The organism is Mesorhizobium sp. ANAO-SY3R2 (assembly GCF_042466635.1).
Taxonomy (GTDB): Bacteria; Pseudomonadota; Alphaproteobacteria; order Rhizobiales; family Rhizobiaceae; genus Aminobacter.
Genome location: NZ_CP159955.1, coordinates 1,178,450 through 1,198,783, shown reverse-complemented (window position 1 = coordinate 1,198,783; position 20,334 = coordinate 1,178,450). Strand labels below are relative to the sequence as shown.

The 20,334-nt window shown below is 58.7% G+C and carries 18 protein-coding genes, 1 other RNA gene and 2 pseudogenes; 10 read left to right on the top strand and 11 right to left on the bottom strand.

Translation table 11 applies throughout. The features are described 5' to 3' along the window. Window positions 1–72 precede the first annotated feature (72 nt). Complete coding sequence (locus ABSY17_RS10490) at window positions 73–1,368, bottom strand: epoxide hydrolase family protein (RefSeq protein ID WP_378950034.1); 1,296 nt, start codon at window positions 1,366–1,368, stop codon at window positions 73–75. 794 nt (window positions 1,369–2,162) lie between these two features. On the opposite strand from ABSY17_RS10490, the pseudogene ABSY17_RS10485 reads away from it, so the two are divergent. After that, window positions 2,163–2,632 (top strand): annotated as a pseudogene (locus tag ABSY17_RS10485) (recombinase family protein); the annotation flags it as partial. Window positions 2,633–2,680: 48 nt separating this feature from the next. Then, window positions 2,681–2,806 carry a hypothetical protein gene (locus ABSY17_RS10480; RefSeq protein ID WP_378952571.1) on the top strand — a complete coding sequence of 42 codons (126 nt, stop codon included), beginning with the start codon at window positions 2,681–2,683 and terminating at the stop codon, window positions 2,804–2,806. Window positions 2,807–2,887: 81 nt separating this feature from the next. On the opposite strand, the gene ABSY17_RS10475 is transcribed toward ABSY17_RS10480, so the two are convergent. The 8 genes and pseudogenes from ABSY17_RS10475 to ABSY17_RS10440 form a co-directional block, all read right to left on the bottom strand. Beyond that, complete coding sequence (locus tag ABSY17_RS10475) at window positions 2,888–4,606, bottom strand: tyrosine-type recombinase/integrase (protein WP_378950032.1); 1,719 nt, start codon at window positions 4,604–4,606, stop codon at window positions 2,888–2,890. After that, complete coding sequence (locus tag ABSY17_RS10470) at window positions 4,606–5,148, bottom strand: hypothetical protein (protein ID WP_378950030.1); 543 nt, start codon at window positions 5,146–5,148, stop codon at window positions 4,606–4,608. The genes ABSY17_RS10475 and ABSY17_RS10470 overlap by 1 nt, the downstream gene beginning before the upstream one ends. A gap of 43 nt (window positions 5,149–5,191) precedes the next feature. Continuing rightward, window positions 5,192–7,177: a hypothetical protein gene (locus ABSY17_RS10465; protein ID WP_378950028.1), complete on the bottom strand. Its 1,986-nt coding sequence runs from the start codon at window positions 7,175–7,177 to the stop codon at window positions 5,192–5,194. Continuing rightward, the gene (locus ABSY17_RS10460; RefSeq protein WP_378950027.1) at window positions 7,177–10,332 is read right to left on the bottom strand and encodes a hypothetical protein; all 3,156 of its coding nucleotides are present in this window, start codon (window positions 10,330–10,332) and stop codon (window positions 7,177–7,179) included. Before ABSY17_RS10460 ends, ABSY17_RS10465 begins: the two co-directional genes overlap by 1 nt. Before the next feature lie 114 nt (window positions 10,333–10,446). Continuing rightward, window positions 10,447–10,938, bottom strand: coding sequence for a hypothetical protein (locus ABSY17_RS10455; RefSeq protein WP_378950025.1), 492 nt, complete (start codon window positions 10,936–10,938; stop codon window positions 10,447–10,449). A gap of 903 nt (window positions 10,939–11,841) precedes the next feature. Beyond that, window positions 11,842–12,762, bottom strand: coding sequence for a thymidylate synthase (gene thyA / locus ABSY17_RS10450; RefSeq protein WP_378950023.1), 921 nt, complete (start codon window positions 12,760–12,762; stop codon window positions 11,842–11,844). Window positions 12,763–12,945: 183 nt separating this feature from the next. Continuing rightward, window positions 12,946–13,473 (bottom strand): annotated as a pseudogene (locus ABSY17_RS10445) (thymidylate synthase); the annotation flags it as partial. A gap of 179 nt (window positions 13,474–13,652) precedes the next feature. Then, window positions 13,653–13,964, bottom strand: a complete 312-nt coding sequence (locus ABSY17_RS10440; RefSeq protein WP_378950021.1) for a DUF2853 family protein — start codon at window positions 13,962–13,964, stop codon at window positions 13,653–13,655. A gap of 181 nt (window positions 13,965–14,145) precedes the next feature. Here ABSY17_RS10440 and ssrA point away from each other — a divergent pair. Both ssrA and ABSY17_RS10430 read left to right on the top strand, forming a co-directional pair. After that, window positions 14,146–14,507: a transfer-messenger RNA gene (gene ssrA / locus ABSY17_RS10435) on the top strand. A gap of 116 nt (window positions 14,508–14,623) precedes the next feature. Beyond that, window positions 14,624–15,169: an AAA family ATPase gene (locus ABSY17_RS10430; RefSeq protein WP_378950019.1), complete on the top strand. Its 546-nt coding sequence runs from the start codon at window positions 14,624–14,626 to the stop codon at window positions 15,167–15,169. Between the two features lie 22 nt (window positions 15,170–15,191). Here the strand turns inward: ABSY17_RS10430 and ABSY17_RS10425 are convergent, their stop codons facing one another. Next, entirely contained in the window at window positions 15,192–16,205 is a 1,014-nt protein-coding gene (locus tag ABSY17_RS10425) for a GGDEF domain-containing protein (RefSeq protein WP_378950017.1), read from the bottom strand. Window positions 16,206–16,532: 327 nt separating this feature from the next. Beyond that, window positions 16,533–17,738, bottom strand: coding sequence for a multidrug effflux MFS transporter (locus tag ABSY17_RS10420; RefSeq protein ID WP_378950015.1), 1,206 nt, complete (start codon window positions 17,736–17,738; stop codon window positions 16,533–16,535). A gap of 163 nt (window positions 17,739–17,901) precedes the next feature. Here ABSY17_RS10420 and ABSY17_RS10415 point away from each other — a divergent pair, with 163 nt between their 5' ends. From ABSY17_RS10415 to ABSY17_RS10390, 6 genes are all read left to right on the top strand, one after another. After that, window positions 17,902–18,561, top strand: coding sequence for a TetR/AcrR family transcriptional regulator (locus ABSY17_RS10415; protein WP_378950013.1), 660 nt, complete (start codon window positions 17,902–17,904; stop codon window positions 18,559–18,561). Between the two features lie 91 nt (window positions 18,562–18,652). Then, a complete protein-coding gene (locus ABSY17_RS10410) occupies window positions 18,653–19,180 on the top strand; it encodes an SspB family protein (RefSeq protein WP_378950011.1) in 528 nt (175 codons plus the stop codon). Window positions 19,181–19,197: 17 nt separating this feature from the next. Next, entirely contained in the window at window positions 19,198–19,395 is a 198-nt protein-coding gene (locus ABSY17_RS10405; protein ID WP_378950009.1) for a DUF4169 family protein, read from the top strand. Next, window positions 19,392–19,628, top strand: coding sequence for a ribbon-helix-helix domain-containing protein (locus tag ABSY17_RS10400; RefSeq protein WP_378950007.1), 237 nt, complete (start codon window positions 19,392–19,394; stop codon window positions 19,626–19,628). Before ABSY17_RS10405 ends, ABSY17_RS10400 begins: the two co-directional genes overlap by 4 nt. A 103-nt stretch (window positions 19,629–19,731) precedes the next feature. Then, window positions 19,732–19,995: a BrnT family toxin gene (locus ABSY17_RS10395; protein WP_378950005.1), complete on the top strand. Its 264-nt coding sequence runs from the start codon at window positions 19,732–19,734 to the stop codon at window positions 19,993–19,995. After that, complete coding sequence (locus ABSY17_RS10390; RefSeq protein ID WP_378950004.1) at window positions 19,992–20,306, top strand: BrnA antitoxin family protein; 315 nt, start codon at window positions 19,992–19,994, stop codon at window positions 20,304–20,306. The genes ABSY17_RS10395 and ABSY17_RS10390 overlap by 4 nt, the downstream gene beginning before the upstream one ends. Window positions 20,307–20,334: the final 28 nt, after the last annotated feature.

The following is a 20,334-nucleotide window of genomic DNA, read 5'->3' as shown; positions in this document are numbered from 1 at the left end:
CTCCAGGCGCGTCCTTCCTTGTGGTCTCGGGCAACGAGCACGGCGCCCCCCATGGCGCGCGCCGTGTTCCTTTCACTTCGACTCGCGCAGCGGCCTGAAGGATTCGCGCATCTCCGACACGAAGAACTCGGGCTGCTCCCAGGCCGCGAAGTGGCCGCCCTTCGGTGCCTTGTTGTAGTGGATCAGCTTCGGATACGCCTTCTCGGCCCAGCTCCGCGGAGCGGTGTAGATCTCGTCCGGGTAGGCGGTCACGGCCACGGGGATCGTGATGCCCCTGATGTCAAAGAAACCGCCCGTCGGATGGTGCGCGTTGTCCCAGTAGAGCCGCGCCGAGGAGATGGCGGTGTTCGTCAGCCAGTAAAGCGTGACATTGTCGAGCACGTCGTCCTTCGACAACCCCTCGCTCTGGCCGGCGAAGACGCGGGCGATCATCTTCTGGCTTCGGTCGTCGTGATCGATCATCCATGCCGCCAGGCCAACGGGGGAATCTGCGAGCCCGTAAAGGGTCTGCGGCCGGTTGTTCATCTCGATCGCGTAGCCGAGACCATTCTTGTTGAAGAAGTCGAGCTGATCCCAGGCGTTGCGCTCGTCCGGCGTGAGGCCGGCGGGCCGCGTGCCCACCGCGAGCGAGTGGTTAATCTCGGGCGAAACCGTAGCTGGCATGTTGGTATGGATGCCGAGCAGGCCGGGCGGCTGTTGCAGCGCCATGTCCTCGGTAACGGCATTGCCCCAATCGCCACCCTGCGCCACGTAATTCGAGTAGCCGAGGCGCTGCATCAACTCGGCCCAGGCTTTCGCGATACGGGGGGGATTCCAGCCGACAGCTATCGGCTTGCCGGAAAAGCCATAGCCGGGCAGCGAGGGAATGACGAGGTCGAAGGCATCCGCGGCGCTCGCGCCATGTGCCGTAGGATCGGTCAGCGGCGCAATGATCTTCATCTGCTCGACGATCGAGCCCGGCCAGCCATGCGTGACGATCATCGGCAGCGCGTTTTCGTGTTTTGAGCGCACATGAATGAAGTGGATGTCGAGACCGTCTATCTCGGTGATGAAATTAGGCACGCCATTCAGTCTGGCTTCGCACTTGCGCCAGTCGTGCTCCGTCGCCCAGTGCTGCGCGAGCTGCTGCATCGTCGCCAGCTGAACACCTTGCGTCGTGTCCACCACCTGCTCCCTGTCAGGCCATTTGGTCGCCTGCACGCGGCGGCGAAGGTCGGCCAGGTCCTCGTCTCGGAATGAAAACTGGAAAGGCCGAATGACATCGTTGCCCGCAGCGACAGCCGCGTTCCCAGGCAGCACCCCGGCTGCCCCCATCGCCGCGGCAGTGGCCAGAACCTTTCGTCGAGTCGGATTTTGAACCGATGACATGGTCATCCTCCTGTTCAATCGGACATTGCGAGCGAACGCATCGCGAACAGGAAAGTTCCTCAGAACCGGACGTTCTTAGGGCACTTCAGGAAAGTCCCCCGTCCGGGACAATGTCAACGGGTCACGACGTGGAACCAAACTGAAGGCGCGCCTCTCGGGCTATCGGTCGAACTTTGCGGCGACGCGTCCCGCCAAGCAGAGCTATCAGGTCAAGAAATTGGCTCACGCCACGTCCGAGTCACTTCTTGCAGCGCCTCGCTCTTCAGTCGGCGGATATCGACGGAAATTGTCGCCATCAGGCGCTCGCGGTGCCTGTGTGCGCTTGGGCTAGGTAGCTTGTATCCGCCAGTTCCTACCATGTCGTCATGTCGATCCTGTTGCGTCCCTGCCTTCGGGACGCAGCCCTGCCGTCAGGAAGGCGGTTCTTAAGACTGCGCTAGGATTTCTATTGCCTTTCTTGCAGCGCATCGATGATTGCGGCCGCTCTTCCGAGTGCGGCCCGTGCTGCCTTCAGTCCAATGATGAGCTCGATGCCTTCCCGGTCGGCTAGCCTGAGGATGGCTCTCATAATTGAATCGGAGTTGCGGGCAAGAAGGATTAGGTGCCGTCCCCCAGGGCCGTAGTCTCCACTGAGCCAATGCCTCGCACTTCGCTCACACACACTCGTCCAACGCATCACCGTCTTCGCAGCCAGATGAGTGGAACCCGCGTCGTCAACGAGCGCCGCAGCTATGCCGGGCGGGGGTGAGGCCGGGCCCACAGGATTCAAAATTCCAGCCGCCCAGTACGTTCGGATGTCGACCGAGCATCAAAAATACTCGACCGACAACCAGATGTCAGCAATCAGTCGATATGCGGAAACTCGCGGCTTTGAGATTGTCCGGACATACGCGGATGCGGGCAAAAGCGGTTTGCGCCTGGTCGGTCGAGACGCTCTTCAAACGCTGCTGAGCGACATAGAGCATTCGTCGAGCATTCGTCGCCAGGATTCATGGCAGTTCTGGTATATGATGTCAGCCGTTGGGGACGTTTCCAAGATCCGGACGAAGCTGCAGCCATCGAATTGAGGTGCAAGCATGCGGGTGTGAGCGTGCACTACTGCGCTGAACAATTCGAGAATGATGGCAGCATGGGTTCCTCGATTGTCAAAACGGTCAAGCGGGCAATGGCGGGAGAGTACAGTAGGGAGCTGTCTGTAAAGGTGTTTGCCGGGCAGTCGCATCTTGTCCGCCTCGGCTTCAGGCAAGGAGGATCAGCTGGATTTAAGTTCAAGGCGATTGAGCAGGACTATGGCCGCGATCACCTCGACGTCGTGCTGGCGATAGGCTACGTTAGCCGTTTGCTTGAGAGGGCGAGCATCGTCAGGTACATGGCGCAAAATTATCCCGACATTCTTTCCGAATTCCAGAAGATCGCGGAAATGCAAAAGGTTGCCTAGTTACCTTCGCAACCCAAGTTCCTGCGCCCCTCACAGACATCCATGTTGCGCACGGTAAGGTAAGACTTTGTCGCGGCCGGATCATTTCGGAACAAGTTCGTCTAGCTGCTCAAGAACTTCCCGCACGACCTCTCGGGCTTCAGCGTGCCTGCTCTCGCCAATCAGCCTGGCAGCAGCGGCCAATCCGGCGTGATGTTTGAAGCGACTGGCTGTCTGACGAACCAGATCATCAACAGCACGCTCTCTAGCCTCGATTGAACGTGGGTGCACCTTGCCATCTTTCGTGGCACGGCGCTGCAGAATTTCGTTGAGATATGGCACCAGCGATATCGGATGCGAATGTCCCATCAACTGCGTGGCCATCACCAGCACCGTTTCCTGCCAATTCGAGGTGGGATCAACATCGACGCCTCCCTCGGCCAACCGATCCAATTGGGACTCGATCACCTCGGTGATGTACTTCGCACGGAGGCGATGGATGTTCGCCTTTTTGATCCCGACTTTCCTGAAGAAGTGACCGAAAATGCGAGTGACGCTATCTGTTGTGAGCGCACTACCAGTTTTCTCGGAAAGGAAGACAAACCTGTCGTTTGTGCATGCGCCATTAAGACGAGCAGCAATGATTTTTTGCCTATCCTCGTCGCAAGCCAGGTACTCAACCGTACGAAGAACCAGGTCAATAGGAGCCCGCAGCAAGCTGCGCCCACGGTTCTTGCGCTCCACCCACACCTCATAATTCGCGCCGTTGCTGCCCTCGCCAAAAAGCTCGCCGATGGAGTTCAGCCCTGGAAAGTCGCTTTCCTTGATCTGAACGATTTCGCTGACCCGAGCCCCGCAGCACAGCGCCCAGTCCATGATTAGTTTGTTGCGCACGCTGTTACGTTGGTGCAGCTCGACCTCGTCACCTAACCTCAGAACTTCCGCTGATGTCGGTGTATGCCGCATGCCGTATGTGTGGTGGTGGCGGCCGCCAGTCAGTGTCGAAACCCATTTGGCGTAAGACTGCCCGTGCCTGCCCCGAACCATGACCTGCGTACTGGAGATCGGAAAAACGTAGTCCTCGGAAAGGTCCTTGTACTCGTGCCTCGCCGCCATCTGAATGTGGTTCTTCAAGAGTCCGCGATCCTCGGCCCATTTGAAAAAATCGTGGACCGTCGAGATGCATTCGTCCCTGCGCCTCTCGGACGATCGCGGCGAGCTCGCCATCGCGCCCTGCCAAGCAAGCAGAAAGTCATCATTCACGTGCTCGAAGGGGACGCGAAGTTCGTGCTGGAACCGCCGGAAAATCCGGAGTTTCTTCACGACCTCCTCTACGCTGGAGTAGGCTAGCTTTGACGCGAAGCGAAGATGGCGCGCGTAGTCGCCAACCCACTCGTCGAGCCCCTCCTCCCAAATCAGCGTCGGAACTTCCAGAGTCTGCCCCTTGATGGAGCGACTTACGGTCACAGGAATTCTGAAGATTTGGCCTGCTGTCGGTTTCTTCTTCCCGAGGAAAGCTACATTGGTGTCATCATCCTCTGCACGCCGAGCCGTGCTCACCATATCTGACCGGTGCTTTCTCTCCCACGCTTCCAGCACACTTCGCAGCCGATAACTGGTCGTCAGCGTTGATGGCGAGCAACCAATCTGGTCGGCAAGCCATTTGCGGGAAGGCCGGGAATTGTAGGCAGGTATCTGTGCGGGGTTGCAAGTTTCAAAGATTTGGCAAAGGCGCTGAAGAAACAGATCGCTTTTTGACTGGTTGGAGATAACTGCCGTTTCTCCCTGAGCCGCATCCTTCGGAATGCGTCTAACCTCCATCAGGGCTGCTCCACGATATGCAGGATGCCGTTTCTCGTCACCAGCAGCCGCTTGAGTTGAGCGTTGTCCTCCTGGAACTTCGCGTTCTCACGCCTCAACTCCGCGGCGCGCTGAAGTTCAACCTTAAGGTCGCGTTCGAGGCTTGCCAGCGTCTGCCGCGTTTCTTGGAGTTGCGTGAGGGTGTTCTCAAGCATCGCTCGGTAGTGAGCGGTTTGATCCTCCGCAGCAAAGCGCCTCTCTTTCTGGGTCCGGTAGCCGCGCGCCGCCTCGACCTTGCCATTGTTGCGCTTGAGCGTGCCAACTTCTTCGACGGGCTTGAGCTTGGCGATAAGGTCCTTTATTTCCTTTACGATCGTGCCGTGTTCGGGGCTGGTCGTTCTGAAATCGCGTCTCGAACCGACGCCCTTTATCCCGAATTGCTCACAGGACCATCCCACGGCACCACTCTGAGTTTTCGGATACCTGATGCCAGTGGGCACGCCGGCTACGGCCCAGACCTCGAACAGAGCCTTAATGGCCTTGAATTCTGACTCTACTGACAACCTCTCGCCTCCCCTGCGGTCTCAATCGTGGATCAGTAATCCGTTAAGCGAGCTTTAGGTCGTCCCTGAACCCGCTAAGCGCGACAACATTGGCGGCTTGCAGTTCCGCGAAGATTGTCATTTCGCGCCCAGACGCAGCATTCACTGACATGGCCTCAAGCTGCTCATCGATGTACACGAGGTTCTCGGGCCCAATGAGCGCCCATGGGCATTCTGGGCAAACCGTGGGGCCGGCCGCCGAAAAGTCTGGCCCGATGTCGTTGCCGTCGAACCCAGCAGACTTCCTGCATGCCGCTTTCTCGCAGCCCTTGCGGTTGCGCGGACATGTGCAGGTCACCCAGAGTTTAGGTGTCAGCACGAGTTGGTTCTTCTTCATCTGACGGATTAGAGCTTTTGCTATGATGTCAGACACTACCAGCACGGACGTTGAGAACTTGTCGCGCAAGCGCTTGGCCAGCTTGCTCAAGCGCTTCCCCATCGGACCAGAATAGACTGAACGTCCGCTGACCAGATCGCGGGCAACTTCAACCTGGTAGTTCCATACCTCTTGGGTCCAGACCCTTGCATTATCGGGGTCGAGCGTGACGTAGTCGTTCGTCATCTGCAGATTGAAATGCCGCAGGTGGTGCGCAAGGGTCTCGAGCCTTCCGTTGTAGCGATAGAAAAACAGAACCGCGAAGAACCGTCGAAATTGACGTGTGACCCAGTTCCAGGTCTCCATCTTCTCGCTGTTGTCATTGGCGTACTCGCGCGCTCCGATCGATTCAGCGAACTCATTGAGCAACCGTTCTGGACCCAGGTCGCTGTATCTGTTTGTCACCGGATCCAGATGTTCGAACAACAGTCTGCCCGGCTCGCCTTCTCCACCACGTGCGAGGGCGCGGAGCACCTGGACCGAGCGGGCAACAATGCCCGGAATCGGAATCCATGTGCGTTGGCGCTCTGTCTTCTCGATGTAGACTTTCATCCACCAGCCATCGAGATCGTTGCCCCCGACGCAGTCGCACTCAAGTAGCTTGATTTCTTCGCTCCTTCTCGCAGTGAATGCAGCAATCACGATGTAGCAGGCCACTCCAAGGCTGCTGATTTGTGGCCGGAGCGCCTCTGCCCTCTCACGGTCCCAGGCCCCGTGCTTCCGCGCAGCCACAATTGTCCGGTGGCTAGCGAGAATATGGTCGCTATGTTCGACGATGTAGCGTGTCGAATTCTCCATCAACCGCAGAGCAAGCTCGGGCGGAGGGACTGGCGTGCGGTTGCTGGCGCTACCTAGGTCCGCCGCCCGCTGGGCGGCGCCCTCCGGGAAAGGTCGGAAAGCGATGGCCGTCGCCTCGATGAAGTGACGCAACGCAAACAGCGCCTCGAAGATCATCGTGACAGTTTGAATGTTCTGCTGGGTGATCGGATGCTCTCTAACATCGGCAACTGAGGCGATTTTGACACCCTTCAGGCGCGCTGTCGCGACCTGCAGTTCTGATCCCAACTCCTTTCTCGCCCAGGTCGGCGGAAGATTGAATGCATCCACCACAGCTTTGAGGTCGAAAGCCCCGTCCTTGATCAATGATCGCGGGACATCCTTCCAAGTGTCATATGGAGCGAGTGAATTCCTTAAGAGCTTTGACGCTGCAGTAAGGCCGTCCACGCCGAACGCTGCCTCCTCACAGATTAGGTCGATGTCGATGGAGGTGAGCGCGGCAAACGAAAAGTGGCCTCTCGCCGTCAGCCCGTAGCAAATGCGCAGCATTGCATGGCCGTATTGCTTATGGCGGTTTGCGTCATCAAACCGGGTGTAGGTGCCGGCGCGGATCCAGAATAAAAGTTCCTTCGCAGTGGCATAAAGATCGGCGTGTTCAAGCAGGGATCGACCATCCGCCATCCGAAAGTCGAAGTTGATCGTCTCCTCCTTTCCCAGTCCTTCGGTGTCACTTACGGTCCACCGGGAGTTCTCGTATGCATCCAGCCAAGAGCGTCTACGGCTCTCTGGATCGATTCCGTGCTTCTTAAGCGGCCTCACACTCAGTCTTGCAGCCATCAGAACAATCTCATCGGATGAAAATTGGGGGCAGAAAGTATCGTCTCTGAAATTTTTGTGGCTTCTCGCCACACCGACGCGAACGACTGCCGCATCTTCACTTCCACCGCATCAACGAAACACAACCAGGGGAGCCAAACCCTTTCCCACCGCTCAGGTTGGTCGCGGATCCAGTCCCCTTCGACAAGCCGGAGCGAGTGTTGCCAGACCTGAAGGATGGCAACCTCTTCCTTCTTGGCGATCACGACGAGCTGGGGACAGTCGTTCCAGCAATCGACGGACTTGCAAGCAGCCCCCTCGTTTCCTGGTCGACCGTTTCGGTTTCGGCACAAAGTACCCAAGCCGGTCTTCATAACGGCCTCGACGCGGCGCCCCATGCTGCCTGCGTCGACCCCAAGGGCCACATGTGCCGCTTCAAGGCCGCTGATAACCACGGTCTCCATGGCGTGCTGGAAGTGCCGGATCTCGGTATCGCGCAAATAGCGCATGGGATACTTGTTGACGTAGCCCTCATGAACGTCCCGTCCATGCTGACCGATCGCCATTGAAAGTCGGGTGCGACCGTCGGACTCGAGAGCCGCCTTCAAGAGGACAGACGGCCGCAGCATGTTTGGGGTCAGCCCTAGGTTCGCAAGTTCCGGTATCGACGCAATCAGCCGCTTGAAGTGGTTCCGATAAGTGTCCTCTTCAATGAGCTTGACCGTGCCAGCTGTCTTGGAGATGAAAAGCTGCCGCCTGGTTTCGCTATCGACATTCGGTATCCGACCGACCGCTTCCCGGAGCCATTTCATGGCTCGAATGGCGTCGCCTTTGTCCTCTAGGACCACAAAAATCGGTTTGCCACCAGCGCGAGCTTTGTAACCGGTGACCTTGCTGTGATGAGGTTCCTCAGTAGTCTCGATGCAGTCGAAATAGAGGGTCCGGCCGACGGACACGTTGCTGCCTGACTCAAGCAGGTAGAGCGTCAGCACTGCGGCAACGCCCCCCGGCGAAGGCACAAGGTACCCTTGGAGCTTTGTGGCCCCGCCATATTCCAGCGCCCGCTTCTCGAAGAATTGGCCCTCCGGACGGCTAGCCTTCTCGCTACCGGGATAGAGATAGTCATACCGCTGAGCGACAACCTTAAGCAGGTTAGCGATCCCCTGCTCCCTATCGTTATCGACAGGAAAGTACTTGCGAAGAAGCTCCCGACGTTGCGTCCGACCGACATCAATGGCGTTAATTTTGTCCAGATCATTGCCGGGATCCTGGCCGCGCTCAAGCAACGCGTCACCCAGGTCCAGATCCGTGCGGCCGACCTGGACCAACGCTGCCGCCGCCTGCTTGATGAGACCGAGCCTCCGATCAAGGATTCTCAGGATCAAGCTCGCTGGATTGTCTGTTGCTGTGAAACCCTCCGACTCGAGCTCCTCACGCAGGACACTGGTAAAGTCGCCTTGCTCCTTCGCGTTGACCTCGATCTGGCGCACTTCGGCAGCCTGCTTAAGCATCGAGGTCGCAAACGCCAGGTAGTCGTCCACGGACGTCGTCCGTTTCTGAACCGTGCTGCCCGTCACTTCGGCAATCGAGCGGAGGTGGATCTTCCGGTTGCTACGAAACCCGATAAGCGCGAGCTCCAACGGAGGCAGCACAGAGTCAGCACTGAGGTAGCGGATGACGGCATTGGTTGTCGTGACCTTGCCATTTCGAGTGCCGACATTCTCGTACAGCGCGCCTAGACGATCGCGATACTCCTGCGTGGCAACGGTGAAGTCGCGTGCCAACCCCTGAGGGGGGACGCTGGTCGCAATCCCCTCTCGAAGTGCCCGACACGATTGTGAATCGTTGCTCGCAAAGAACGAAAGCAGATCGGTGAGGGCGGCGAAGTGGGTCTTGGCGTGCCCTTTGTTGCCACAGGCACGTTCGAAACACCGCCTTGCACGAATAGCGAACGGTCGCGGCCACCCTTGCTCCACAAGGCGGGCGAAGTTGAAAATTCGACCGTTCGCGAACGCGATCAGCTTATCTTCCCTCAGAGCCTTACTGAGCTTCTCTTGGGCACTGGTGATGAGTGAAACGTATGGTGGACGCGAAAGGGATTGCGGCGGCAAACCCAGCGCAATTTCGATTGCCCTCTTGCCGATCCTTTGGCCGTCCTTGGCGATCGGCGGGTCACCTTTCAGAATGGCTTTCAGCTCATCGAGTTTCCCCGCCACATCGCTCGGCTGGTAGCCATCTGCCAGAACCTTCTTATCGAACTCCTCGACAAGCGCCGCGACCCTTGGATAGCGGGTGAATGCGGATCCAGGCAGACCAAACTGCTTGTAGAACTGATCGCGGCCGACTTTGCCATCTCGGATTTGAAGTGTTCCTCCCAACATCTGCCTGTCAAACCATTCCCGCATGGCTGGAATCTTGGCTTCTGTGGCTGACTCCCTACCACCCACCGCCTCTTCATAGTCCTCAATAATCCGGACGTATGCCGTGGCAATTCCCCTCGTACCAAGTTGGTCCGCGATCCTGTTACGGCTGATCTTGCCGCCTTGGCTCCTTTCGAGACCGCCACTGACGATCTGGTCATTCAGAATTTGAACGACTTTCTTGGCGCGGCTTTCCGACGGGTAGTGCTGGTGCTTCAAGACGTCCGGATAAAGGGACGCAACTTGCCGCGCCGCGTCATCCAGGGGATCAAAAGCTCCAGGTTTCGCCCCGAATTGCGGTTCGGGAAGCGAAGAAAGCGGCTCGATGAACTCCAAGACTGCTTCGTAGTCTCTGAGGATGTCCATAGACTGCAACATGTTCGATGGAGTGACGCCTAATAGATTGGCGAAATGCACCCGGCTGATTTGAGTGCGGTTCCTAGATCTAGGAACTCGCTTTTTGTCCAGACACTCATTGAGCATGAGGACGAGCCGCGCCCTAGTAGAACCTGGCTTGTAGGCCTGGTGAACACGCAGCGATGGAAAACCCTGCACCAACCCGCCTTCTGTGACAGGAGCTTCCATCCACCCTTCCTCGAAGCTGGCCACCGCCGCCGTTCCAAGACTTTGGCTCGTGGCAACCGGGCCTTCCTGACGCAGTATTGCGTCCTCGACAGGAGAGAATGGTGACGCTTGCACCAGGTCCTCTTCGTGTGCGGGCGCCTCGTTCTGACGTCTATTTCTCAAGTCGAGCATCTTCGCCTTCCAGTCGCCTGATGGCGTTCGGTTTGCTTCTCGCCATTTGACGGCAACAGTGCCTCTCAGCGTTACGTTCAACTCAGTTGAGCATCCCCCCCGCTCAGTCCCTAGTCAGTTCGGAAACGCTGATCTCCGCTGCACGTTCTCCCAAGCCAAGGTGGCCGCCAGTGTCTGTTGCCAGATCAAGGGCTGCGCGGCCGCGATGGCCTTCACACCCTGTTCACTGCCTTTCCATCGGTCAGTGGCGTACTCGGCCATCGCCCGCAGCCACCATTCGAGGCTCGTCTGGTCCATCCCGGTGACGGTGTGTCTAAGTGGAATAACCATTCCCTGAAGGGCCAGGTAGAGCCGGGCGCAGTTGCGCCCACCGGCGCAGTTTGCAGTTTCGCCGGTGGCAAACTCCAGGATCGTCGGGGCGATGCTTGGCTCGCTGCCATACGTGGCCAGCGATGAGATCATTAAGGTTCCCTGCCCGTTCGCCAACATTTCAAGGGATTTTGCCATCGCCTTAATCGGACCGGGCGGAATATCCCTCGACGAAACCAGCCCCTCTTCCCGGGGCACGTATCCGATAGCGAACGGTTCCCTCCTGCACTTTGTCATGCCCTTCCTTTCCGTTCTCCGGCGACACCAAGGCCCCCAGAACTCGTGTATGAAATGACAATAATATAACTTTCGCGCGGTCAAGTGGTTATATGATACTTTTTTCTGTCATAATTGATGACAATTAATCGCCTGCAGGAAATTCTGCCTCATTTATGTGGTGCATTATGTCAACAATACATGGATTTAGATTACGAGAACGAATACTTCTACGACTCCTTTTATTTACACCACACTCCGCACACGACTATTGCTGACTTGAAGGATCCAATCCTTGCAGGAGGGATTCATTCGGCTCGAATAGGCCGCTTCTCGGGTTCCGCCATGCATGCACGATGGGGATCCTCGAATCCTTGCAAGTCGCGCGCCGAGCGACGCTTGGTCGGACCGACTCAAGATTCGCCGGAAAGGCTTCCATCGCCCGCCTTGCTACCGGATCACTTTATTGTGATTGGCATACTACTCCGAAACATGCCTCAAGCGGCGATTCGCTCAATGACGTCCTGAGAGGTCCGCTCGGCATCCAACCATTCATTGAGATGTGACAACTTCATCGACGAGGCTGCTCGGCCGTGGATAGCGATCCCTTTATCGGCGAGCCTTGTGCCGACCTGCTTGGCACGCTTCAGCAAACCCAGCGCTCGCACTTGCCGTCGGATGTCTGCGTCCAGCCTTAATCGTCGGTCCCGGCAACAAGAATTCGGGGGCAACACAAAGAGATCGTTAGTGCTGCAAGACGCTCAGCCGAGGGTATTCACCCCCAGCACAACCTTTGGTGGTCGATTCTTGATGTCGAGAGCAGGGGCTAACGTCAGGCGACGTTAGTGAACGCCGCCCCTATTCCAATCCGTAAGCCGCAACTAAACTTGGAAAATGCCTTCCAAATTGTTCAAATATGGTCGATCAGACAGCCACAGGTGCTTCAATGGCCGGATACGGATCGTAGCCAGTTACTTCGAAGTCTTCGATCCGATAACCGTCAATCGTATCTGGCCGCCGAATTAACCGCAGCTTCGGGAAAGGCCGCGGCTCCCGCGATAGCAGCGTCTTCGCAAGGTCAAAGTGGTTCAGATAGAGATGGACATCTCCGCCCATCCAGATCAGTTCCCCAGGAACCATGTCAACCTGTTGCGCAATCATTGCAAGTAGAGCCGCCTGCTGACAACTGTTGAATGGAACCCCAAGCCCACAATCTGCCGACCTTTGAAGGCAAAGCATTGAGATTATTTGCTTTTTCTCCCCAAACTCTTCTCGCTCGGAAACGTAAAACTGATAGGTCATGTGGCACGGAGGCAGCGCCATCTGATCCAGTTCACCAACATTCCACGCGTGAAAGAGCATTCGACGGCTGGCAGGGTTAGTCTTCAAGGTCTGGATGAGCGTCGCGATCTGATCGTGCTCCTTGCCGTTGGCATCGACCCATCGTCTCCACTGCTTGCCATATACAGGCCCCAGGTCACCCCACCGTTGCGCGAACTCGTCGTCGGCCAGCACCTTTGCCTCGAAATCGTCCTGTGAAATATTCTCGCCTGTGGCCTTTCGATACTTGTCGAGCGGCCAATCGGTCCAAATGCGGACGTTCTCACGAAGCAATGATTGTATGTTCGTTTGCCCGGTCAGGAACCAAAGCATCTCTTTGACCGCAGTCTTCCAATACACGCGCTTCGTCGTGAAGACCGGGAAGGTTCCGTCGGACAAATCGAAGCGCATCATCGCGCCGAACATTGATTGGGTACCAACGCCAGTGCGATCGATACGGCGACTGCCTTTTTCGAGGAGATGCTCGATGAGATCAAGGTATTGGTATTCTGGATGACGAAGCATTTTCCGAGGTCCGCTGGTTCTAACAACACTGTGGCGACGGCGGCCAAGCCAAGCAAGTCGCCGACTGGGTCGCGAGTTTGGACAGTGTCACACTGACGATGGTACCGGTACCATTGAGAATGAGGATAAAACTCTTCTAGTCCAACTACTTAGTATCGACGGTATACGCTTGACGTCGGAAAAGAATGCCACGCCGAGGAAAATGTCGGCGGAGCGCTGGTAGAGCTGGCACGACAGCCTGCCGTCGGCGACATAGAACTGGAACAGGCAGTGACACGGCGGCAGCGCCATGGCGTCCACCTCCTCCGGGTTCCAGGCGGACACAATCAGCCGTCGCGAGTTCGGGTTCTTCCTGATCTGCACCAGAAGGTTGGCGATCTGGTCGATTTCGCCGCCGTCGCGCGTCGGCCACGAGCGCCACTGCTTGCCATAGACCGGTCCGAGATCGCCGTTCTCGTCGGCCCACTCGTCCCAGATCGTCACACCATTATCGTTGAGGTACTTGATGTTGGTGTCACCGGCCAGGAACCACAGGAGTTCGTGTATGATCGACTTCAGGTGCAGCTTCTTGGTGGTGGTGACGGGAAAGCCCTGCGCCAGGTCGAAGCGCATCTGGTAGCCGAAGACCGAACGCGTGCCGGTGCCCGTGCGGTCACCCCGGTCGGTGCCGTTTTCCAGGACATGGCTGAGAAGTTCGAGATATTGGCGCATCGGTCGGGCTCGATTCGGAAATTTCCGCGATCATACCGGACCCGGCGGAGCGGGGGAAATTAAAGCTCGCCCTTTCCCCAGCAGCGACGCGGGGCGCCGGCATTCACATCGGCGCTCCTGTCACGGTCTCACCTACGGCAAAGCTGCGGCGCGGCAAATCTCAGGCTGCCGACGCAGCGTTACAGCGCGCCGAGCATTCCGAGTTCCTTCGCCACCAGATAGTAGAAGGTGACGCGGTTCTTGGTGTGGTCGGCTGCCATCTCCTTGCAGACCTTTTCCAGCACGCTGTCGGCTGTCTTGTCATCGTCGACGCCCAGCTTCTTGGCGATCCACCCGGCCTTCACCCGGTCGAGTTCCTTGGGGTCGGTGCAAGAAACCAGCGCCGAATCGCGGTTGCGGAGCGCGATGCCCAGATGCTTGACGATCTTGCTGACGACCTCGTCGGTGGCGCCGGCATCGTATTTCTTCACGTCTGCAAGATAGTCGGTCATGTGAACTCCCCTCGTCGAAATTGACGCAATCTCCCGCGTAGGCAGCCGACACTGAGCAGTGCACGTGCAGTGAAGACTGCCCAACTCCCGGAGCTTGGTTTCGCGCAGGACGCGAGTCAACCCTACATCAGGCAACCGCCCGACAAATCTGTTGCGGATGGCGTGCTCGACGTGCCGTTCCGGGCTTTTCTTTTCCGCCGCGCGTCCCTATATTCGCTCCGTCAGCTTGTCTGACTATGGCGATAAACTGCCGATGAAATAAGCCATTCGGACCCGGGGGCGGTACCCGGCGCCTCCACCAAAAGCTGCCGTGCAGTAGAGCGACGGTTTTTGCTGGGGGCGAAATAGGATCGACGAGGGTGTAAAGATCGGACTTTTGCTCGGCATTGTACCACCGTTATCGGGCTAAACTTGTAGTTGCCAACGACAACTATGCGGAAGCACGTCTCGCTGCTTAATGCGGTGCGATAGCTTCAAATCAAGTCCTAGCGGTTCGCACTTCTAGGCGGGGTTCGGAGGTACCTGGCAACAGAAACCTCCACTTCTCCCCCTCCCCGACATTCGACATCGCTCCGCGCGCAACTTGCCTATGGCAGCTTCAAGCTGGCATCGCCTGCCTGCGCATGGTCGGCCCGCGCCCTCATGTCCGGATGGATTCCATGCCCCAGATTTCCAACCACTTCTTCGTGCTGACCGGTGGCCCCGGTTCGGGCAAGACGACATTGATCTCAGCCCTTGCCGCCGCCGGCCACGCCGTCTCAGTCGAGGCCGGACGCGGCATCATCAGGGATCAAGTGGCCATTTCGGGAACTGCCTTGCCCTGGCGCGATCCAGCACTCTTTGCCGAGCTCATGCTGTCGTGGGAGATGCGCTCGCACGCCATCGCGTCGGCAGCAACAGGTCCGGTCTGGTTCGACCGCGGCGTACCCGACGTGATCGGCTACCTGCGCCTCGTTGGCCTGCCGGTGCCGGCCCATGTCGAGAAGGCCGCCGAGGAATTCCGCTACAACCCAATGGTTTTCGTCCTGCCGCACTGGCCCGAAATCTTCACCCAGGAAAGCGAACGCAAGCAGGACGAAGCCGAGGCCAGGCGCACCCATGCCAGCATGGTCGAGACTTATACGGGCTGCGGCTATGATTGCATCGAAGTGCCAAGGGCGTCCGTCGATGAACGGCTACAATTTGTGCTGGAGCACTCGCGGTAGCCAAGCGACAGGCAGCACCCGGTCAGGCCGCACTTGGCAGTTGCAGACCCTCGGCAAAGGTGCGGTTACGGCCGGCGCGCTTGGCCGCATAGAGGATCTTGTCGGCGCGAGCGATAGCGTCGAACAGTCCTTCGCCAGGGAGAAATTGCGAAATTCCGAAGCTGCAGGTCACCGAAAGATCCTCCGGAAGCCCTTCAAAGCGCTTGTCTGCAAGCTCGCGCCGCAGGCACTCGGTCACCTTGAAGGCGGAACCGATCGAAACGTCATTCATCACGATGACGAATTCCTCGCCGCCGATTCGGGCCGCGACATCAGCGCCCTCCAGCACCTTCCTGATGGTTCCGGCAAAGGTCAACAGCACCAGGTCGCCCGCCGCATGTCCAAAGCGGTCGTTGATGCCCTTGAACCGGTCGATGTCGCAGGCAACGATGCAAACCGGCTTCGGCCGCCCAGTCGCTAGAAGCGGCGGCTCCCGCCCCTGCAGGCCGCGCCGGTTGAGCAACCCAGTCAGTGCATCCGTATCGCGCTCGGCCTTCAACGCCAGCATCATGTCGAAACCGGCCACGGCCAGAAGGCAAATGCCCATGGCCACGCCGAACACCGACATTCCGATCTGCGCCCAGATCCAGAACGGTGATTCAAAGAAACTTTCGACGTTGTCGGCCGGGATCGAGCCTGCAGTCAGCAGCGTCCGGCCGAGTAATGCCAGCCCGAGACCGCACAGCAACCAGACCATGGCCCGGTCCCCGATATTGCCGTGCAACAGGTCCCTGAGCCTCCAGGCACCGCCAAGGACAATGCCGCCCATCCCGATATTGAGAATATAGGCCCGTACCCGAAGGTTGTCGTCAAGATAGTAGAAATAGCAAAGCAAGCCGACGATGACCGCCAGCCAGGCCGCGTGATGCCAGACCGGCACCAGCCTCGACGAACGCGCATGCATGCCGTCAACCAGGAAGAGCGGTCCGGCGACATAGAGGATTGCAGAAACGATAGTGCTCTTGCCAATGTCCGGCGGCCACAGTGCAAATTGCACGACCGTAGCCATCCCGACGCACAAGAATGCGAGCGAGAACAACAACATCTGCTGGCGTCGGCGATCCAGCACCCAAATGCACAGGAACGTCGTCGCAAAGAGAAGCAGCAGGAAAGAGGGTACGAACTTCAGAATTTCGGGCGCCCCTGGCGTCGTCTTTCTAGTTCCAATGGTCTTGGTGAAGACTTACCAGCCACAGGTAAATAAGACGATATCAAAGCCGGGTGAAGTTGACCTCGACGTTACGGCCCGGTCGCGTAAATCACACGCCCAATCGAAGAGCGCTGACAACTGCGGGGCCAGACGAATGCCCGGCCCCGCCTAGTCTCATTCCGCAGGCGCTTCCACCTTCCCGCTCCGACGGCCGAGCGTCAATTGGGCGAGCGTGAATGCAATCACGGCCGAGATGGTTATGCCCGCAACCATCGGCAGCGGCGTGCCGTCGAAGAACACGCCCGCGACCGCCATGGCCACGGCGCCAATGGCCAAGTGCAGCGTCCCCATCAGCGCCGACGCCGTACCGGCGATCCTGCCATGCTCTTCCATTGCCAGCACCGAGGTCGTCGGGATGACAAGGCCGAGGAAGCCAAAACCGACGAACAGCACGGACGCCAGCACGTATAGCTGGTCGACGCCGGAGGCAAAAATGGCCAACAACACGACCATGGTCGTGACGTAGCCGGTCGCCGCCACACGCACTACCCGCCGCAGCCCGAAGCGTTCCGTAAGCAACCCCGTCAACTGCGCCATGCCGATAAAGGCAACTGCATTGACCGAGAAAAACAGGCTGTAGACCGATGGCGACAGGCCATAGTGATCGATCAGGATGAACGACGAGTTGGCCAGATAGATGAAAAAGCCGGCGACGCCGAAACCGCCAATCGAGACCAGCCCGAGGAAGTGGCGGTCGCCAAGCAGGAAACGATAGCCCGACAGCGCGCTACGCACCGAACTTTCGGCGCGCTGTGCTGCGGGCCGCGTTTCCTTGAGCGCGGTCGACACCAGCACCATGGCAACCACGGCCGCACCCGTCACGACCCAGAACACTGCGCGCCAGCCAAAGCCGTCGATCACCAGGCTTCCGGTCAGCGGAGCAAGGATCGGCGACACGCTGAACACCAGCATCAGCAGAGACATCAGCCGGGCGGCTTCCGCGCCGGTGTGCAGGTCGCGCACGATGGCGCGCGGCACCACCATACCGGCCGACGCGCCAAGGCCCTGGATGACGCGGAAAGCAATCAGCCATTCGATTGTTGGCGCAAGGGCCGCGCCGACCCCGCCGACGGCAAACAGCGCCAATCCGACAAACAGCGGCGTCTTTCGCCCGACCATGTCGGAGATCGGCCCGACGACGATCTGCGCCAGCCCCGTGGCGAGGAAGAACACCAGCAGGCTCATCTGCACGGCGGCGGTGCCGGCATTGAGGTCCGCGCCGATCGAAGGCAGGGCGGGAAGGTACATGTCGATGGCAAACGGGCCGATGGCTGACAAAAGGCCGAGCACGACCGCTACGCGGAGGAATTGTGGTGTCATGGTGTGGATCTTTCGGTCTGGTTCCGGTCGCGCAGAAGCGACTCGCAAACCCAAGGGCGTTCCACAATCCGCGCTTGCGGCTCCCCCGACCGGAGCATCAGATTGAGTACATATTTTTAGACAGACTTGTCCAAATCGTCAATCAGGCGTATATGGAAAATCCATGACACCTGCCAACGCTCCTGACATTTCAGTCGCCCGCAGCCACAGCGCCAAGCGCCTTTCGATCATTGACGCGGCCGCTCGCGTCTTCTGCCGCGAGGGTTTCGCCGGCGCCAATATCGACCTCATCGCCGCCGAAGCGGGCGTTTCCAGGCAGACGATCTACAACCATCACGGCGACAAGGAAAACCTGCTCGTCGCCGTCGTGCGGGAAGTCACCGAGCGCATCAATGCCGAAGTCTTCGACACGCTCGCCACCTTCCCCGACAAGCCGGTCGATCTCGAAGCGGACCTCACTGCATTCGCGGTTCGGCTCAACCAGAACTGCCTGTGCAACCGCGACGGCAAGTTCCTGCGCAAGCTCCTGCAGACCGAAGGCGAGCGCTATCCGGAACTCTTCGCCGGCTGGCGCGAGCATGGGCCGGCAAAGACGTGGGCGGCCCTTGCGGCGCGCTTTGCCCGGCTGGCGCATGCCGGCTGGCTCGACATCGACGATCCAGACGTCGCCGCACGGCAGTTCCTGGCGCTGGTAAATGCCGACCTGCAGATGGCAATGATCTTCGGTGACAACCTTTCCGAAGAGCAGTTGCACACTGCAGCCGCCAATGCCGTGCGCACCTTCCTGCGCGCTTTCGGCAGGGCTCGTGCGATCGCAGGCTAACCAACCTGCAGTACGGCGCTATATCCGGTTTACGCCGGCCTCAAGCTTGATTACAGGTAAGGCGACGATTCAAACGGACCCGCACGTACTTATGGCCGAAGACCAGATCCGCTACGATATTCTCGCCCAGGAGGCATTGCGCGGCGTGATGCGCAAGGTTCTGGCGGAAGTCGCGCGCACGGGCCTGCCGGGCAACCATCATTTCTTCATCACCTTCATGACCGGCGCCCCCGGCGTGCGCATTTCCAGCCGCCTGCGCGAGCGCTATCCGGAACAGATGACCATTGTCATCCAGTTCCAGTATTGGGACCTCAAGGTGACGGAGACCGGCTTCGAGGTCGGGCTGTCGTTCTCCGACATCCCGGAAAAGCTCGAAATCCCCTTCTCCGCCGTCCGCGGCTTCTACGACCCGTCGGTCAATTTCGAACTCGAGTTCGAGGTCAAGGCCGAGGCGGTCGAACCGGAGGAAGTTCCTGCCGAGCCGGTCGCGGTGGTCAAGCCCGAACGCAAGTCGGAGTCCAAGAAGAAAGCGGCAGCACCCGAGAAGGAAACGCCGGACGAACAGGCCCCGAACAAGGGCGCCGATGTCGTTTCCCTCGACGCTTTCCGCAAGAAGTGATCGTCGGCGAGGTCGCCATGGCCGACATCGTCAATCTCCGCCAGTTCAAGAAGCAGAAGGCGCGTAGCGACCGCGAGTCGCTGGCTGAGCAGAACCGCGCGCTGCATGGCCGCACCAAGGCCGAAAAGCAGCGCGACCGCGCCTCGGCCGAGCACGCCGAAAAATTCGTCGACAGCCATCGCCGCGAACGCGATCCGGAAAAGTCCGGCCAGTGAGTCTGGTCGAGAAGCGCTCGGTGACCATCCGCGGCCACCGCACCAGCTATTCGCTCGAAAAACCCTTCTATGACGACCTTGTCACCATCGCCGCGGCGCGCGGCATGACGCTTGCTGCACTGGTCGCCGATGTCGACGCTAACCGTCCGCGCGAAGCCAACCTGTCCTCGGCGCTCCGGCTGTACGTGCTGGACCAGGCAAAGCGCGGCGGAACCAATGTGGATAAGGGCTGACGCTGCAATTTAAGAGAGCACATAACCGCGACAGACAACTTGCCTTGCCGATTTTTCGTAATACACTCCGACTTGATCGCAACCATTAAACGTAATACATTTAATGAAGATCATTTGGGACGAACCCAAGCGGCAGGCCAATATAGAAAAGCACGGGCTCGATTTTGCCGATGTCGTGTTTTTCAATTGGGAATCAGCAGTGATCGAGCCCGCCCGTCCGGACAGTACCGGCCGTCGGCGAATGAAGGCAGTCGGCTATTTCGACAACGGAATCGCAGTGGTGATCTTCGCCACGTTGGGCACTGAAGCGATGTCGATCGTCAGTATTCGGCCGGCTAGTACACGGGAACGAAAGGTTCTGCGATGAATGGCACGAAACTGAAAACGAAGTTCGAGTCCGGTCGCGGCTACACCAAGGAAGACTGGGACGCGGTAGAAAGTCCGGAACTGACCGACGATGAACTGGCGCGGATGAGACCCGCTCGCGAGGTCTTGCCGCCGGAATTCTTCGAGGGGATCGAGGAGGCTCGTCGCGCTCGCGGCCGTCCCTCAATTGCAGCACCCAAGCAAGTCGTTTCGATCCGCCTCGACCCTGATGTGATCGCCAAGTTCAAGGCCACCGGCAAGGGCTGGCAGAGCCGCATCAACGAGATCCTGAAGAAAGCCAAGCTCGGCTGAGGCAACCAACCAGCTGGTGCTGGCGTAC

Bases quoted from the DNA above. Each gene is read 5' to 3' on its own strand.
- ABSY17_RS10410 (WP_378950011.1), top strand. From the start codon at position 18,653: ATGGCCGAAGACCAGATCCGCTACGATATTCTCGCCCAGGAGGCATTG.
- ABSY17_RS10390 (WP_378950004.1), top strand. From the start codon at position 19,992: ATGAATGGCACGAAACTGAAAACGAAGTTCGAGTCCGGTCGCGGCTAC.
- thyA (WP_378950023.1), bottom strand. From the start codon at position 12,762: ATGCTTCGTCATCCAGAATACCAATACCTTGATCTCATCGAGCATCTC.
- ABSY17_RS10455 (WP_378950025.1), bottom strand. From the start codon at position 10,938: ATGACAAAGTGCAGGAGGGAACCGTTCGCTATCGGATACGTGCCCCGG.
- ABSY17_RS10430 (WP_378950019.1), top strand. From the start codon at position 14,624: ATGCCCCAGATTTCCAACCACTTCTTCGTGCTGACCGGTGGCCCCGGT.
- ABSY17_RS10440 (WP_378950021.1), bottom strand. From the start codon at position 13,964: ATGACCGACTATCTTGCAGACGTGAAGAAATACGATGCCGGCGCCACC.
- ABSY17_RS10465 (WP_378950028.1), bottom strand. From the start codon at position 7,177: ATGGCTGCAAGACTGAGTGTGAGGCCGCTTAAGAAGCACGGAATCGAT.
- ABSY17_RS10405 (WP_378950009.1), top strand. From the start codon at position 19,198: ATGGCCGACATCGTCAATCTCCGCCAGTTCAAGAAGCAGAAGGCGCGT.
- ABSY17_RS10420 (WP_378950015.1), bottom strand. From the start codon at position 17,738: ATGACACCACAATTCCTCCGCGTAGCGGTCGTGCTCGGCCTTTTGTCA.
- ABSY17_RS10475 (WP_378950032.1), bottom strand. From the start codon at position 4,606: ATGGAGGTTAGACGCATTCCGAAGGATGCGGCTCAGGGAGAAACGGCA.
- ABSY17_RS10395 (WP_378950005.1), top strand. From the start codon at position 19,732: ATGAAGATCATTTGGGACGAACCCAAGCGGCAGGCCAATATAGAAAAG.
- ABSY17_RS10415 (WP_378950013.1), top strand. From the start codon at position 17,902: ATGACACCTGCCAACGCTCCTGACATTTCAGTCGCCCGCAGCCACAGC.
- ABSY17_RS10460 (WP_378950027.1), bottom strand. From the start codon at position 10,332: ATGCTCGACTTGAGAAATAGACGTCAGAACGAGGCGCCCGCACACGAA.
- ABSY17_RS10490 (WP_378950034.1), bottom strand. From the start codon at position 1,368: ATGTCATCGGTTCAAAATCCGACTCGACGAAAGGTTCTGGCCACTGCC.